The sequence below is a fragment of the Pontibacter brevis genome (assembly GCF_054779655.1).
This window is the reverse complement of sequence record NZ_BAAGXV010000078.1, coordinates 1-15,742: the sequence shown is the minus strand read 5'-3', so window position 1 is coordinate 15,742 and position 15,742 is coordinate 1. Positions and strand designations below refer to the sequence as shown.

Sequence of the window (15,742 nt, the reverse complement as noted above, 5' to 3'; positions counted from 1 at the left end):
TTTATCCTAACCAGGGGATTTGTTACGCCCTTATTTTGCTTTATTCTAAATTACGGTAAAACACCTGGGTTCTGTAACAAGAGGATGGTAAAACAGGGTATAATGTAACAGAGAATACAGGATTATGTAGAACAAAAATATATGAACTATGGAAGCAACATGCAATCACTGCACCCACTGGGAGCAGGACCAAAATAAAATAGATCTGCAAAGCAAAGACTTTGGCGTATGTGATGAACTTACCGGCCAGCATGCCATGAACCCTGCTTATGTACTGCCTTTAGTGCATGAGGGACCCGAAAATGATTTAAAGCCAAATCAATTTGAAATGATAACCGGTGCCACCTTCGGCTGTAACCACTTCAGCGAGCGTAGAAGCTGGGTGAGATAATAAGTTTAGGAAAAAAAGTTTAGAACATCCCTCACTTTATCTATAAAACCTTAAGCAGGAGAGAGGGCAAGTGAGGATGAACTAAACTGCAAATAACAGAGCCGCTTGTTTGAATCAACAAGCGGCTTTGTTATGTCATGCCTATCCTATCCAGCCAAATATTTTGTGCGTACTGCCTCTAATGCTGAAACATAAAATTTTGATTTAACAGCGGAATCCGTTTTGAAGAGGCAAAAACAAAGGTGGCAGGGCAGGTATACTTAGCTGTACCTGCCCTGCCACCTATTATTATAATGTGTATAGGTAGAAATCTAATTTCTTAGATTAAAACTTATTATTGGTTCTGATTCTCTTGTGGATCAATTGTTTCTGTTTCTGTATTGATGGTAGTATCAACATCCATGGTTGTTCTCTCCACTTCCAATTCAGATACAGTTGTGTCTCTTTCTACTACAGTGGCATCGTCTGAGGTAGTGCCTCCACCGCTATCGCAGGAATACATACCCATGGAACCAAGAACAACTGCACTTGCAAAAAATAGCTTTTTCATAATTTTATGTTTAAGTCTCACATTAATTTAACATCTCAGGCTTAGTAGCCGAAGCTTTTTGTTATACTTTTTTTATGATTTACGAGTTACGCCGGAATAAAGATATATATTACTATTGTGCGAGGGAGGTTACAGGTGTGGGTTCTTGGGAAAGTTTTGATTTACAATGGAAATGACGGAAGCCACGAAGGATATTACAATGCCAGTACTGATGGATTTAAGCTTGTAATAATAAATCTCAGAAAGTAAACGCCAGACCGGGAAGAGATAAAGAAAGGATTTAGCATTTGAATCTTGTAACTCTTATGCACAGTTCCTTCATAAAAACAGTATAGGAACTACTGTACAGCTTGCTTTGTCCGAAGCCCTCTCTGAACTAAGCAAAGTGATACTGAAAAAAGCTTTTTTTTGGCAGTATGTACTTCGTTATTGCTGAATATAGCTTTGCGCAATATAGGAGAAACCTGAAGAAACAATGCTAGTGCAGGAATGAAACACTGCTTAAAAGACATCTTCGTTGTTTCTCAAGCCCCGCCAGATGGTGAGGAAAATAATCTTCAAATCAAGTAAGATAGACCAGTTCTCCAGGTACCAAAGGTCTGCCTGCACCCTGTTCAGCATAGCGTTCGTTTCCCTGGTTTCGCCCCTAAACCCGTTCACCTGCGCCCAACCGGTGATGCCGGGTGTCAGAAAATGCCGCACCATGTAATTGTTTATTACCTGGGAGTAGTCTTGTGTGTGTTTTAGCATGTGAGGCCTTGGGCCTACGACTGACATGTCTCCTAAAAGCACATTGATAAATTGGGGAGGTCATCTTTTCTGTCATTGGGAAGAAAGGAGTAGTCGATAATTCATGTTATTGTCTTTTCTGTCATGGTTATGGTGGTTTAGGTGTGTTGTAACTCTAAAATGAGCTAAAGCCACTGGCAGAACTGATCCTTATTTCCCGCAACTTGAGTTTTCTTAAATTAAAGACTTGTTATTTGTGCTTTCTGGAAGTTGAACAATTCTCCACGCATCCCACATAAATTCTCTACCTTAGCACATTCTAAGCTATTTCATTTGTATTATTCTATATAGTTTCGGTTACCACGATGGCACAAACCACACCTCCTTTTCAACTACCAAAATCAAAAACCGGCATTCATGGCTTAGACGACATCACGGGTGGTGGGTTTCCGACAGGCAGGCCCACACTGATATGTGGCAGCGCCGGATGCGGCAAGACCTTAATGGCCATGGAGTTCCTGGTGCGGGGCATTGTGGAGTTTGATGAGCCAGGGGTGTTCATGGCCTTTGAAGAAACTAAAGAGGAACTGGCTTATAATGTCGCCTCGCTTGGGTTTGATTTAAACAAACTGGTGGAGGAAAAGAAGCTGAAGCTGGATCATGTGCGGGTGGAAAGAACCGAGATTGAAGAAACAGGCGAATACGACCTGGAAGGGCTGTTCATTCGTTTAGGCTATGCCATAGATTCAATTGGCGCCAAAAGGGTGGTGCTTGATACCATTGAAAGCTTGTTCTCCGGCCTCGATAACCAAGCTATCCTACGTTCTGAAATAAGAAGGCTCTTTAGATTCCTAAAAGATAAAGGCGTGACGGCAGTAATAACCGGTGAGCGCGGGGAGGGAAGCCTGACCCGGCAGGGCCTGGAGGAATACATATCTGATTGCGTTATTCTGCTGGACCACCGCGTGATTGACCAAATCTCCACCCGCCGGTTACGAATTGTGAAATACAGGGGTACTGTACACGGCACAAACGAATACCCGTTCCTGATAGACGAGGATGGGATTTCGGTGCTGCCTACTACTTCCCTTGAACTGAATTACGCGGCCAGTAGCGAGATAATTTCATCCGGTATTCCGCAACTGGACGAAATGCTGGGGAGTGGCGGCTACTTCAAAGGAAGCAGCGTGTTGGTTTCAGGATTTGCCGGTACAGGCAAGACCAGCATTGCTTCGTTTTTTGCAAATGAGTTTTGTGAGCAGAAAAAGCGGTGCCTGTATTTTGCCTTCGAAGAGTCCCAGGATCAGATAATCCGTAACATGGCATCTATTAGCCTGAATCTGGCTCCGCATGTAGACAATGGCTACCTGAAGTTTCAGGCGAACAGCCCCACTGTCTATGGTTTGGAAATGCACCTGGTATCGATGCACAAAGCCATCAAAAGCTTTAAGCCGGAGGTGGTGATTGTTGACCCGATTACGAACTTGAGAACCATCGCATCCTGCAAGGAAGTAAAGGCGATGCTGACCCGGCTTATTTATTTCCTGAAGTCAGAAGGTATCACTGCCCTTTTTGTTTCTGAGATCAAAAACACGGACATGCTGGATCCGGAGGATGAGGGAATTTCTTCTCTGATTGATACCTGGCTGATGGTGCGGGACCTTGAGTCAAACGGGGAGCGCAACAGGGGGCTATATGTGCTTAAATCAAGGGGAATGCATAACTCGAACAAGGTAAGGGAGTTTATCATCGATAATGAAGGTCTTCGCCTGATAGATGTAGACACAGATACAGCGGGCAACGTATTGGTAGGTACCGCCCGGCAACTAAACCAGAACGGCAAACAGGCCGTTGGGGTTAAAACAATCAATCAGTAAGTTCAGAACATAGCTTATAATGATAACAGAGGAAAAAGAGGAGTTTTTTGAATTGAGATTATACGTGGCCGGGCAAACTCAGAAATCTGTTACTGCCCTGGTTAACCTCAAAAAGTATTGCGAAGAGCACTTAAAAGGAAAATACAGGATTGAAATTATTGATTTGTTAAAGCATCCCCAGTTAGCCGAGGGAGATCAGATTGTGGCCATACCTACTTTGGTGAAGAAAGTGCCGCTACCAGTGAGAAAGATTATAGGCGACTTATCAAACAAAGAGAAGGTCTTGGTAGGGTTGGACATTAAAACCATACGTGCATGAGCATAGAATCAGATGATATTGAAGATTGGTTGGAGCCAGTTGTTACCGAAAAGTACATGTTGCGCCTGTATATAACAGGCATGACACCTAATTCGAAACGCGCGGTAGAAAACATAAAGGAAATTTGTGAGCAACATTTAAAGGGAAGATACGAACTGGAGGTGATTGATATATTTCAGCAGCCGATGCTGGCGGAAGGGGAGCAGATTATAGCGGCGCCTACTTTGATAAAACAGCTTCCCCATCCGCTGAGACGGCTGATAGGGGATATGTCTAATACTGAAAAGGTATTGCTGGGCTTGGATTTGCGCAAGGAAAGTTAAATTATTGTTAGCCTTTTACCTGCGCTGCAAGTGTTATACAAAGCCTCTGAAAATAAATCTGCCGAAGAACTTCAGCAAGAAGTGAATGAGCTCCGCTACCAGTTGCAGGTAGCCGAGGATACGCTTGAGGCAATTCGTACCGGTTCAGTGGATGCGCTGGCCGTGCAGGAAAACGGCGTAACGAAGATATTTACCCTGGAAGGTGCCGAGGAGACGTACCGGGTGCTGGTAGAAAACATGGGGGAGGGGGCGATTACACTCAACCAGCAAGGCCTGGTGCTGTACTGCAATAACCAGTTTTCCAGGTTCGTGAACCTGCCCATCAGTGAAGTAATAGGCTCTTCTTTCCTGCGGTTTATTCCTTCCGAGTACCAGGAGCCCTTTCAGAGTTTATTTACGCAGGGGTGGAGGCAGCATGTTAAAAGTGAGTTCATTTTACAGCCCATCCTCAAAGACCTGCTGCATGTATACATCTCTTTGAAAACCATTGCTACCAAAGGCGATGAAGTGCTCGGCATCATTGTTACCAACCTGTCAGAGCAGAAGGAGCTCGAAAGGCTTACCCAGACTAAAAAAGAACTTTCCAGAAAGAACGAAGAGCTGGTTCGAATCAACTATGACCTGGATACTTTTGTCTATACGGCATCGCATGATTTAAAGAACCCGGTCCTGAACATCGAGGGCCTGGTAACGATACTGGAGGAAGTGCTGGAGGGAGATGCCTCCAGGGAAGAGCTGAAAGAAATCATCAGCCACATCAGTACATCCATATCCCGGTTCAAAACAACTATTCTGGATCTAACCGAGATTTCGAGGGTCCAGAAGAACTTCTCCAGCCCATCTGAAAAAATAAACTGCCAGAAGATTATACAGGAAGTGACAGCCGGGTTAAGTGAAATGATCATAAAATCAAAGGCAGAAGTGTTGCTGGACATCCCAGATTGGCAAGAACTGCAGTTCTCAAAGAAGAATTTCCAGAGTATTGTCTATAACCTTTTAAGTAATGCCATCAAATACTGCTCTCCTGACAGAAGCCCGGTTGTGCAGATCAGCATGAGACGGGAGGATAACTTTATTTTGCTGCGTGTCCGGGACAATGGGCTGGGCATTGATTTAAAGCACGAGACAAAGCTGTTTGCCATGTTCAAGCGCTTTCATGATCATGTGGAGGGAAGCGGTATCGGGCTTTATATTGTGAAAAGAATCATGGATAACGCCGATGGAAGGATCACAGTTGAAAGTGAAGTGGGCAAGGGCTCTATGTTTAACCTGTACTTCAAAGCGTATTAAAAAGAAGACTGTCAGAAGCTGGTAAAAAGACTCAACAATTTTTTTACGAGCAAGGCTAAAAAAGGAGCAGTTCACCTGATACCAGATGGACTGCTTTAAATACTATAGGACTTGTGTTTGTGTTTGGCTGGGGCTTTTATCGGTAAACAAGGGCTAGTCCGCCTGCTACCATAGCACCAGCTTTTAAATCTTCAGCCAAAGCCGGCTTATTCCTGCCCTCCTTTTCTGGTAGCGGGCCGTGGTGTTGGCCATACCATCTGCTCACCTGTTCTGGAGTTAACGGGCAGCACAATTCGCTCACGGGATGTAGTTTCCGGGTCTTCGGAAGCCATGTAGGCGAGTATAGCAGCCAGTATTACGTTGCTGCGCACATCGTCAAACACAATCTTGTCGTAGGTGTCCCGGTTGGTGTGCCAGGTGTAGGTGCCGTAGTCCCAGCTCAGGGAGCTTAAGTTAAATGCCGGTGCACCGGCTGCTACAAAGGATGCGTAATCAGAGCCGCCACCGCCTGGAGCGCCAGGAAAAGAGGTCTCTATCTCACTGGTAATTTCCTGAGGCACGGCATTCAGCCAACGGCCCAGGTAATCGTAAGCATGCAAAAAACCCTGGCCTGAGATATTCACCACTCTGCCGGTGCCGTTGTCCTGGTTAAAAAGTGCCTGTAAATTCTGCACCACCTCCGGGTGATCCTCCACAAAGGCTCGCGAACCGTTCAAACCTTGCTCCTCGCTGCCCCAGTGACCTACCAGGATTGTTCTTTTCGGGTTAGGGTATACCTGCTTCAGAATACGCATCACTTCCATCATCAAAATAGTGCCTGTGCCGTTGTCTGTGGCACCGGTGGCACCATCCCAGGAGTCGAAGTGGGCCGACAGCATCACATACTCCTCCGGCTTTTCAGTACCTCTTATCTCGGCGATGGTATTAAAAGTAGGTACGTTTCCTAAGTTCTTAGACTCCGCCTGAATTTTAATTTGTGGCTTGTCACCGTGCTCCACCATGCGGTACAGCATACCGTAATCTTCCAGAGCGATGTCTATACTTGGAATCTTTTTGGTGTAGGCACCGAATATCTTATTCACGCCAAAGCCACGGGACCAGTTAGAAGTGACGATACCTGCTGCGCCGGCTCTTTCCAGGGCCTGCGGCAGGGTGCGGGTGTTGTAGCCTGTTTTGTTGATGCGTTCGCGCCATGCCTGTTCCTGTGCGTCACGCTCTTTTTTCATTTTGTCAAAAGAAGCCGGTTTTGCAAATTTCTCCCAATTATAGTCTGGCCTGCCGGTAGGCTGGTACATCGAAATCATAACTAATTTGCCTTTTGCAGAAGGCAGCCACCGCTGGAAGGCAGCGGAATCCTGCACATCCGGCAGCACAATCAGCTCGGCTGTTACACCTCTGCGCGGTGTGGCAGGGCTCCAGGCCAGTTGCATCGCCTCCAGTGTCCTTACCCTGGGGTGCACCATGTCTACATGGGTAATGCCTCTTTCCCAGCCGCGCCATTCGCCCCACTTCTCGTTACGGGCAGCAATACCCCAGCCTTTGTACTTGTTAACGGCCCAGTCATGGGCTTTCTGCATTTGCGGGGTTCCCACCAGGCGCGGTCCGATAACGTCCATCAGTTCGTAGCCCAATGTTTCTAACTGAGAGTTCTGGTTGGCTTCTTTGATGATGCTTTCAACAACCGGATTCTTTTGCTGTGCAAAGGTCAGGCTGCTGGATAACAACACCAGGAGAAACAAATAGGGTAGTGTCTTTTTCATGTAGAGAGGTTTAAGTGAATGATCGGGTAATGCCACCAGGATGTGTTGTGGCAGCAAAGTACAGGCAAAATAAGGTTTTAGGAGCTAAATTTTATAGTAGGACGTGAGAAAATGACTTTTCTGTAGTAATTATGAGGTGCTTCGGTGTTTGTTGTAGTACATGCTTTGTATAAGCACAGCGTACTGCAACATTGCTGTACCCACCCCTTTTGAGGAGGAAAAATCCTGCACAATTGAATTGACTCTTAGGAAGGGCAGGAGGCGATGCTTTCAACTTAAGCAATCATGTGTCACTGTGTTCGAAATGACAGATTACCTATTGTTTTCATAAGTTAATGGCATTGGGAGCAGAGGTTGGTTTTTATTTAACCCAGGCCGAGCTGCCTCATGAAGCATAGAGAATCAAAACCTCAGACATCTACTTCTTGTTCTTCAACTTCGAAGAAGCGCTTTCATCTACCATCCATATCACTTCTCCCTGCTCTGGCTGAATCAGCTGCGAGGGGTATTTCTCTATGTTTCTTTCTCCCTCCAGCACCTCGTACAAGGCAGGGGCTTTGTTTGAGCCAAAGGTGAGAAAGCAGATGGTTCTGGCCTGGTTGATGAGTGGGGCTGTTAGCGTAACACGGTACATAGACTGTGGTTCGAGGTAATAAGCCTGCACCCAGCGCGAAGTCTCATGCAATACCTCTGTTCCCGGAAACAGGGAAGCCGTGTGCCCGTCATGGCCCATGCCCAGCAGGATTAAGTCGAACCGAGGAGACTGCTGGTTGAAATGCTGCTGCAGCAACTGCTCATACTTTTTTGCAAAAGCCTCTGGTTCCGTGTCTTCCTGCCACATTGGGTAAATCTGTTCCGCCGGCACCGGTACCTTATTCAGGAATGTTTCAAAAGCCATTCTGGCGTTGCTGCGGTCATCTGTTAGAGGCACCCACCGCTCATCACCCCAGAAGACAAACGTTTTATCCCAAGGCACCTGCTCCAGGTAGGGCTGCTGCGCCAGCAGGTTGTGCAGTTGCACCGGGGAGGAGCCTCCTGTCAAGGCAACGGTAAAGCGGCCGTTCTGCTGCACCGCCTCCTGTGCCTTTCGCACGAAAAGTTTGGCGGCTGCTTTACTTAGTTGATCCTTATCTTTAAATATCTTTAGCATGCTTTATCGGTTAATGAGGTAAAGTAACTGTCCAGGTATGGCCTTCGCGAGCTATAAGGGCTTCAGCATTTTCCGGGCCCCACATCCCCGCTGCATAGTTCGGGAACTCCAATGACGGGCGTGACTCCCAGGTTTCCAGGATAGGGGTGATGACATCCCAAGCCGCCTCCACCTGGTCTGAACGCATAAACAGGGTGGCATCGCCCTGCATAGCATCCAATAGCAGCGTCTCGTAAGCCTCCGGCGACTGAGAATGGGCATTGGCGCCGTTGAAGTCAAACACCATTTCAGCCGGGGTTAAGGCCATATCGAGTCCTGTTTTCTTCGCCATAAAGCGCAGGCGTATGTCCATTTCAGGCTGCAGGTTAATGATCAGGCGGTTCGGTAACAAACTCTCTGCCATGGTGGTGGGGAAGGTGAGATGTGGCACCGGGCGGAACTGAATGGTGATGGAGGAACTTTTCTCCTGCATCCTTTTGCCAGTACGCAGGTAGAAGGGCACACCCTGCCAGCGCCAGTTGTCGAGGTAGAACTTGATGGCGGCATAGGTTTCGGTTTTGGAGTTAGGATCCACACCGGTTTCCTGTCGGTAGCCTGGCACCTGCTTTCCCTTCATCCAGCCCGGACCGTACTGACCGCGCACGGCAAACTTGCCTACGTCTTCCCGCGAGTAGCGCTGAACGGCGTGCAGTACGTCCACTTTCCGGTTTCGTATTTCCTCGGCCTCAAAGGTAACCGGCGGCTCCATGGCCACCATACACAGCAGCTGCAGGAGGTGGTTCTGGATCATGTCACGCAAGGCTCCGGACCCTTCGTAATATCCGCCACGGTCTTCTACGCCAACCTCTTCTGCCACCGTAATCTGGACGTACTCTATGTAGTTCCTGTTCCAGAGGGGTTCGAAGAGGGCATTGGCAAAGCGGAACGCCAGAATGTTCTGCACAGTCTCTTTCCCGAGGTAGTGGTCGATGCGGTATATCTGCGATTCCTGGAAAGTGCGGGTGAGGAGCTGATTCAGCTCTTTTGCCGTCTTCAGGTTATGACCAAAAGGTTTCTCTACCACTATCCTGTCACGTTCCACATCGCTGGCAATACCAACCTGTGCGAGGTTGACGGTGACAGGTTCTATGAATCTTGGGGCTACCGACAAATAGAACAAGCGGTTAGCCCGCGTACCCCAGGCTTCCTCTAATTCGTGTATCCTATCGGCCAACTCCTGGTAAGAGGCCGGATCGTTGATATTGGATCGCAGGTAAGTCAGAGAATTGCTGAAGGTATCCCAGGATTCCGCTGCAGGCTCCCCGCTTCGGGAGAATTCGATAACCCCCTCCCGGAGGTGCTCCCGGTATTCGATGTCGTTTGTATCCGTGCGGCCCAGGCCGATCATGGCGAATGGCTCCGGCAACCAACCGTCCAGAAACAGGTTGTAAAAAGCCGGAACCAATTTACGCTTCGCTAAGTCCCCGGTTCCTCCGAATATAATGGCAATAGTAGGTGCTGCTTTACTGGCTGATTTCATATTATCAAAAGAAGGTAAAAGAAGAAAAAGGCATCTTGCAAACAAGTACCTTTTTCTTTTGAAGTTTTTATTTGATGAACAAATTGTTCTTAATCCCACTCAGTGTGGAAAATGCCTGGCTTATCTGTGCGTTCATAAGTGTGCGCACCAAAGTAGTCGCGCTGGGCCTGAATGATGTTTGTGGGTAAGGTCTCTGTGCGGTAGGCATCAAAATAAGACAGGGAAGACATGAAAGCCGGCATGGCAATACCCTTGTCGATGGCTGCTTTGAGGACAGAGCGGATGTCGTCCTGGCGAGCCATCAGATCGCCGCCAATTTTGGAGTCGAGCAGCAGGTTGGGCAGCGACGGGTTCTGCTCGTAGGCAGCGCGGATATCAGTAAGGCATGCTGCCCTGATAATGCAGCCACCCCGCCAGATCTTCGCTACTTCCTGTAACTGCAGGCCATAATTGTAGGCTTCCGAGGCCACCTTCAGCTGGGCCATTCCTTGGGCATAAGTTGAAATCATGGCAAAATAAAACGCGTTGCGCATCTGGTTTACCAGTTCCTGGCTATCTGCAACCCCGTTGGCCTGAAGCAGGTTATTGGGGAGAAGCTTTGAGGCTTCCACGCGCTCCTCCTTATACTTCGAAATGTCGCGCATGAGCACAGCCGTATCAATCGTCGGGACAGGTACCTGCAAGTCCATGGCATTTTGCGATGTCCATTTTCCAGTACCTTTTGAGCGGGCTCTGTCTGAAATAAGGTTCACCAAAGCCTGGCCGGTTTCATCGTCTTTTTTCTTCAGGATTTCCCCTGTAATCTCAATCAGGAAAGACTGCAGCTCTGTCTGGTTCCAGTCCTGAAAAACGGCCTGTAGTTCGCTGTCGTTTAGCCCGGCACCACGGCGCAGCAGGTCGTAGGCCTCCGCTATCAGCTGCATAATGCCGTATTCAATGCCGTTGTGCACCATCTTTACATAGTTGCCGGCAGAACCATTGCCCAGGTAAGTCACGCAAGGCTCTCCATTTACTTTAGCGGCAACAGCCTCGAAAACAGGGCGCAGCCTTTCGTAGGCTTCCCGGTTTCCACCCGGCATCATGCTCGGGCCAAAGCGGGCACCTTTTTCTCCTCCGGAAATGCCCATCCCAAAGAAGTGAATGCCTTTCTCTTCCAGTTCCACCACACGGCGATCAGTATCCGGGAAGTAGGAGTTGCCGCCGTCGATGACAATATCACCGGGTTCCAGCAGGGGTAGTAAAGAGGCAATCACTGCGTCTACAGGTTTTCCGGCCGGTACCAGCAGCATAATGGCGCGGGGCGTGCGGAGCGATTGTATAAACTCTTCTGCGGAGGTGGTGCCACGAACGGCTTTGCCGGCGCCAGCTTCTGTTTCTACTGCCGCTGCTTTTACCGGATCCAGATCCAGCCCTATTACCGAAAAATCATGATCAGCGATGTTGAGCATCAGGTTTCTGCCCATTACACCCAGGCCAACCATCCCGAATTCAAATTGTATGTCGTTCATAAGTAGGAATTATATGTAGAGGTTATATGCGATCATAAAGCATTAGGTTTAGTAAAATCTTCTCCTTCGCCAACCAACATCCTATTTCCTATGCTGTACAAGGAACTTCCTTGAATGCGTTAAAGCTACAACTTATAAAATATTTCTTACATATAAATCCACGGGCTACCATGTTAAGGGCATTCAGTTCTGTTTATATACCCGATAACAAGCGTGTTGTGCTCCTTACAAGCATGATTCTGAGGTGTTTTTTAAGGCTTAACAGATGAAAAAGGGAGGTTTGAAGGAGGAGCTTTGCGTAAAGGCTTCTTTAAAACAGGAATGGATGAGTATATTAGCACTAAATAACAGTAAAAGGGCACCTGCTCCTTTTTTATTACCAGCGCTCATGAAAAAAAGTACTATTACACTACTTTCTCTACTAGCTTTTACCTTTTGCTTGGGGCCTGCACTCCAGGCACAGAGAGTAAAAAAGTATATTCAAAAAAATGACAAGAAACTGATGGAGGAGTACACCCGGTTTCTGTCTATCCCGAATGTAACTACTGATACCAGCAACATTCTGAAGAATGCAGCCTTCATCAAAGACATGATGACCCGCAGAGGTATAAATGCAGAGTTGCTGACAGGTACAACGGCTGGCGTAACCCCGGCCGTGTTTGGTGAGGTAAAAAATCCCGGTGCTACCAGGACCATCGGTTTTTATGCGCATTACGATGGGCAGCCGGTAAACCCGGCACAATGGTTCGAGGGGCTGGAGCCTTTTAAGCCGGTGCTGATTACAGCACCCCTAGAAAATGGGGGTAAAATAATCGGACCTTACAAGAGCGGAGATGCTGTGAACCCGGACTGGCGCATTTCGGGCAGAGGAGCTGCCGATGATAAAGCAGGCGTTATGGCAATTCTGAATGCCTATGATGCGCTGGCCAAAACAGGGCACGGCCTGCACGCCAACATCAAGTTTCTTTTTGAGGGCGAAGAAGAAGTGGGCTCTATTCACCTGGATGAAATCTTTGAAAAGAATAAGGCGAAACTGAAGGCTGACTGCTGGATTATTGTCGACGCGCCAAGACATGCTTCAGGAAGAAAAACCATTGTGTACGGTGTGCGCGGGGATGCAAATATGGCGCTCACAATGTATGGTGCTAAGCGCCCGCTGCACAGTGGTAACTACGGGAACTGGGCACCGAACCCGGCTTTGAAACTGGTACAGCTGCTGGCTTCTATGAAAGATGAAAAGGGGCGGGTGCTGATAGAAGGCTTTTATGACGATGTAACTCCTCTTACAGACACAGAAAAAAAGGCTCTGGCACAGTTGCCTGACCAGGATGCTATCCTGAAGAAAGAGCTGGGCATCAGCACGCCGGAAAATCCTGAGGGGTCGCTGGCTGCAGCCATCATGATTCCCTCTTTAAATATTAATGGGATAAAAAGTGCGAATGTAGGCCCTCTTGCCAGTAATGTTATTCCCTCCCAGGCAGAAGCAGTTCTGGACCTGCGATTGGTAAAGGGCAACGATTATAAACGGCAGGTGGACAAGGTCATCGCGCACATCAGGAGCAGGGGGTATCATGTGGTAAACAGCGAGCCAACAGAAGAGGAGCGAAGCAAATATCCTGATTTGATACAGGTGCAAGTACAACACGGTTACAATGCGCAGCGCACACCCATGGATCTGCCCATATCCAAAACCATCCAAGCGGCTATACAATCCACTACCAAAGAACCCCTGGTGCTGATCCCGTCAATGGGAGGCAGCCTGCCTTTGTACCTGTTCGAGGAAATACTGGGATCTAATGTCGTCACGGTACCCATTGTGAATTACGACAACAACCAGCATGCAGAAAATGAGAACGTACAGATACAATACCTCTGGGAGGGAATAGAAACAATTGCAGCTATTATGCTTATCAGGTAATAAGGAATGCTCAGGAGCAGTATCCGGTTACATGATGCTCCTGAGCCTCTGATTACAGCAGTGCCAGCCGGTCCAGGAATCGGAAAAGGTACGGCTTTAGCATGCTCAGTTTCGGAAGCTCCGCCACTATTCTTTCTTCCTGGTGAATGTAAGGTGCCTCAACTAACTCATGCCTGTCCGCCTCCAGCATGCTTCTGATTATGTTTTCATCTGCTTCCCAGTGGAACTGCATTCCCACACATTTCCCTTTCAGGAAAGCCTGATTTTTACATGCTTCAGAAGTGGCAAGCAAGGTTGCCCCCTCCGGCAAATCAAAGGTGTCGCCGTGCCACTGGAAAAATTCCAGAACAGGAGGCAGGCCTTGTAGCAAAGGGTGCGATGAAGCAGCAGGTTGCAGGGCCACAGGGAGAAAGCCAATTTCTTTGTCTTTGTTTGGGTACACTCTTGCTCCCAGGCTCTCAGCCAGCAACTGCGAACCCAGGCAGATGCCTATCACTGTTTTACCTGCTTCAATACAGTTCCGGATAAATCGCTTTTCCTCTACCAGGAAAGGGAACATGTCCTCTTCATAGCAAGCCATGGCACCACCCATTATCAGGAGCCAATCCAGTTCTTCCAGTGCAGGAAAGTTATAATCAGCCTCGTAGAATCTGGTGTATGTGAGCGTGTGTTTCATTGCTTCGGCCCATTCGGCAATATAGCCAGGTGTTTCAAAGGGGATATGTTGCAGGCAGTGGATGTGCAGTGGCATTGTTGTGGTACAGGCTTAAAATATACTTCGTTTGTTCCGTTTTTTCCGGAATATACAGAACGCCTTCTTTAGATTAAAGGGTAAGCATTCTTTTTCCCTTAGTAAAAGGATTAACAAAAAGGGTATGAACAAGTATAATAACACAGGAAATAGTATAATTCTTCCGGTGGGCCACAAGATTTTTTACATCCTGATTAATCTGTTTTAATCTGTTTTAAAAGACACCCAAGAGTTGGATCACATCAGCCTGCACGCTCCCTGTAAGCGCATTCAGTGCTTTGTCCTGGTATTTTCATTTTTTACATCATAAAAACTAAAATTATGAAACATGATCTACCGCTGCGCAAAGTACTGCGCTCCATCCTTTTCAGTGCTGCAGTAGCAACCGCAGCCTGTACCTTTACTGCCTGCGACCCCGGGACAGAAGAAGGAATCGAACCACAAGTTGCCACCCTGCAGTCCAGCAGTGAGAACGGGGCCATTATACCTGGCCAGTATATCGTTGTTTTCAAGGACAATAGTACCTTGCGTTTCAGTGCCACCACTACCTATGAGCAGCGCGTAGAAACTGTGCGTGAAATGGGGCAGGAGATTCTGGCAACAAACGGAGTGAAAGAAGTTGCCATAGAGCAGGCTTACGGCAAAGCCATTTTAGGTGTAGCAGCCAAACTTTCCGAAAGCGAGGTAGAAAACCTCAAGAAAGACCCTCGTGTAGACTACGTAGAGCCGGATCGGATGGTGGTGTTAGCCAAGCCAGATTTTGCTGGAGGTGGGGGAGGCAGTACACCATCTGAGGAAACACCTTGGGGTGTTACCCGTGTTGGTTTAGGAGACGGTACTGGCAAGACAGCCTGGGTAATCGACTCAGGTATTGACCTTGATCACCCTGACCTTAATGTTGATGCACAGAGAAGTAGAACATTTGTCACCACTGGTAGAGATGCCAAAAGTCCTGATGATGGCAATGGCCATGGAACGCATGTGGCAGGCACGATTGCAGCTATAAAAGATGGTAAAATAGGTGTAGTTGGTGTTGCTTATAATGCCACAGTAGTGGCTGTAAAAGTGCTGGACTCCCGTGGGAGTGGTTCTTACTCTGGCGTAATTGCCGGTGTGGATTATGTAGCAGCAAATGGTGTTCCCGGTGATGTGGCCAACATGAGCTTAGGCGGTCCGGTTTCTGACGCACTAGATGCCGCTGTCATAGAAGCAGCACAAGAAGGTATCAAGTTTTCATTGGCAGCCGGTAATGAGAGTACACATGCAGAAAACTCATCGCCAGCTCGTGCAAACCATAACAATATTTTTACAGTGTCCGCAATGAGTGAAGGTGATATTTGGGCTTCTTTCTCTAACTATGGAAATCCGCCTGTGGACTATTGTGCTCCAGGTGTCAGTATCAAATCAACCTGGAAAGATGGTGGCTATAATACCATCAGCGGTACTTCTATGGCGGCTCCGCACGTGGCAGGTTTGCTTTTATTAGGTGAACTAAAAAATGGAGGTACGGTATCAGGTGATCCAGATGGAAATCACGATGTAATTGCTGTTCATTAGAGGCTATCTCAAAAATGGGAATCCCAGCTTGAGTTAATATGTTGGTTTCTCATGGAGTTGACAAACGAGCAATGGGAAAGGGTAAAAGACCTTGTGCCAG

The 15,742-nt window shown here is 47.7% G+C and carries 14 protein-coding genes; 7 read left to right on the top strand and 7 right to left on the bottom strand.

Translation table 11 applies throughout. The annotated features are described in order from the left end of the window. Positions 1-148 precede the first annotated feature (148 nt). Entirely contained in the window at positions 149-391 is a 243-nt protein-coding gene (locus ACYVB1_RS16090) for a hypothetical protein (protein ID WP_460924810.1), read from the top strand. A 334-nt stretch (positions 392-725) separates the two neighbouring features. Here the strand turns inward: ACYVB1_RS16090 and ACYVB1_RS16085 are convergent, their stop codons facing one another. Together ACYVB1_RS16085 and ACYVB1_RS16080 are read right to left on the bottom strand one after the other, a co-directional pair. After that, positions 726-941: a hypothetical protein gene (locus ACYVB1_RS16085; protein ID WP_460924809.1), complete on the bottom strand. Its 216-nt coding sequence runs from the start codon at positions 939-941 to the stop codon at positions 726-728. Positions 942-1,442: 501 nt separating this feature from the next. Then, positions 1,443-1,739, bottom strand: a complete 297-nt coding sequence (locus tag ACYVB1_RS16080; protein ID WP_460924841.1) for a sugar transferase — start codon at positions 1,737-1,739, stop codon at positions 1,443-1,445. Between the two features lie 296 nt (positions 1,740-2,035). Between ACYVB1_RS16080 and kaiC the strand changes: the two genes are divergently transcribed. The 4 genes from kaiC to ACYVB1_RS16060 are packed head-to-tail and all read left to right on the top strand — an operon-like array spanning position 2,036 to position 5,479. Next, the gene (kaiC, locus tag ACYVB1_RS16075; protein WP_460924808.1) at positions 2,036-3,547 is read left to right on the top strand and encodes a circadian clock protein KaiC; all 1,512 of its coding nucleotides are present in this window, start codon (positions 2,036-2,038) and stop codon (positions 3,545-3,547) included. 19 nt (positions 3,548-3,566) lie between these two features. Beyond that, positions 3,567-3,866 carry a circadian clock KaiB family protein gene (locus tag ACYVB1_RS16070; RefSeq protein ID WP_460924807.1) on the top strand — a complete coding sequence of 100 codons (300 nt, stop codon included), beginning with the start codon at positions 3,567-3,569 and terminating at the stop codon, positions 3,864-3,866. Beyond that, positions 3,863-4,189 (top strand): circadian clock KaiB family protein, encoded by a 327-nt coding sequence (locus ACYVB1_RS16065; protein WP_460924806.1) that lies wholly within the window; start codon positions 3,863-3,865, stop codon positions 4,187-4,189. The genes ACYVB1_RS16070 and ACYVB1_RS16065 overlap by 4 nt, the downstream gene beginning before the upstream one ends. 30 nt (positions 4,190-4,219) lie before the next feature. Further along, on the top strand, positions 4,220-5,479 hold the full coding sequence (locus ACYVB1_RS16060) for a sensor histidine kinase (protein WP_460924805.1): 1,260 nt from the start codon (positions 4,220-4,222) through the stop codon (positions 5,477-5,479). Between the two features lie 206 nt (positions 5,480-5,685). Here ACYVB1_RS16060 and ACYVB1_RS16055 read toward each other — a convergent pair whose 3' ends face one another. The 4 genes from ACYVB1_RS16055 to gndA form a co-directional block, all read right to left on the bottom strand. Continuing rightward, positions 5,686-7,239: a M20/M25/M40 family metallo-hydrolase gene (locus tag ACYVB1_RS16055; protein ID WP_460924804.1), complete on the bottom strand. Its 1,554-nt coding sequence runs from the start codon at positions 7,237-7,239 to the stop codon at positions 5,686-5,688. Positions 7,240-7,657: 418 nt separating this feature from the next. Beyond that, positions 7,658-8,389 carry a 6-phosphogluconolactonase gene (gene pgl, locus ACYVB1_RS16050; RefSeq protein WP_460924803.1) on the bottom strand — a complete coding sequence of 244 codons (732 nt, stop codon included), beginning with the start codon at positions 8,387-8,389 and terminating at the stop codon, positions 7,658-7,660. A gap of 10 nt (positions 8,390-8,399) precedes the next feature. Beyond that, the gene (zwf, locus tag ACYVB1_RS16045) at positions 8,400-9,908 is read right to left on the bottom strand and encodes a glucose-6-phosphate dehydrogenase (protein WP_460924802.1); all 1,509 of its coding nucleotides are present in this window, start codon (positions 9,906-9,908) and stop codon (positions 8,400-8,402) included. A gap of 89 nt (positions 9,909-9,997) precedes the next feature. Beyond that, the gene (gene gndA, locus ACYVB1_RS16040; protein ID WP_460924801.1) at positions 9,998-11,416 is read right to left on the bottom strand and encodes an NADP-dependent phosphogluconate dehydrogenase; all 1,419 of its coding nucleotides are present in this window, start codon (positions 11,414-11,416) and stop codon (positions 9,998-10,000) included. 502 nt (positions 11,417-11,918) lie between these two features. Between gndA and ACYVB1_RS16035 the strand changes: the two genes are divergently transcribed. Further along, positions 11,919-13,334 (top strand): M20/M25/M40 family metallo-hydrolase, encoded by a 1,416-nt coding sequence (locus ACYVB1_RS16035; RefSeq protein WP_460924800.1) that lies wholly within the window; start codon positions 11,919-11,921, stop codon positions 13,332-13,334. 52 nt (positions 13,335-13,386) lie between these two features. On the opposite strand, the gene ACYVB1_RS16030 is transcribed toward ACYVB1_RS16035, so the two are convergent. Further along, the gene (locus tag ACYVB1_RS16030; RefSeq protein ID WP_460924799.1) at positions 13,387-14,085 is read right to left on the bottom strand and encodes a type 1 glutamine amidotransferase; all 699 of its coding nucleotides are present in this window, start codon (positions 14,083-14,085) and stop codon (positions 13,387-13,389) included. A 321-nt stretch (positions 14,086-14,406) separates the two neighbouring features. Here ACYVB1_RS16030 and ACYVB1_RS16025 point away from each other — a divergent pair, with 321 nt between their 5' ends. Next, entirely contained in the window at positions 14,407-15,642 is a 1,236-nt protein-coding gene (locus ACYVB1_RS16025) for a S8 family peptidase (RefSeq protein WP_460924798.1), read from the top strand. The last annotated feature ends 100 nt before the right edge of the window (positions 15,643-15,742 follow it).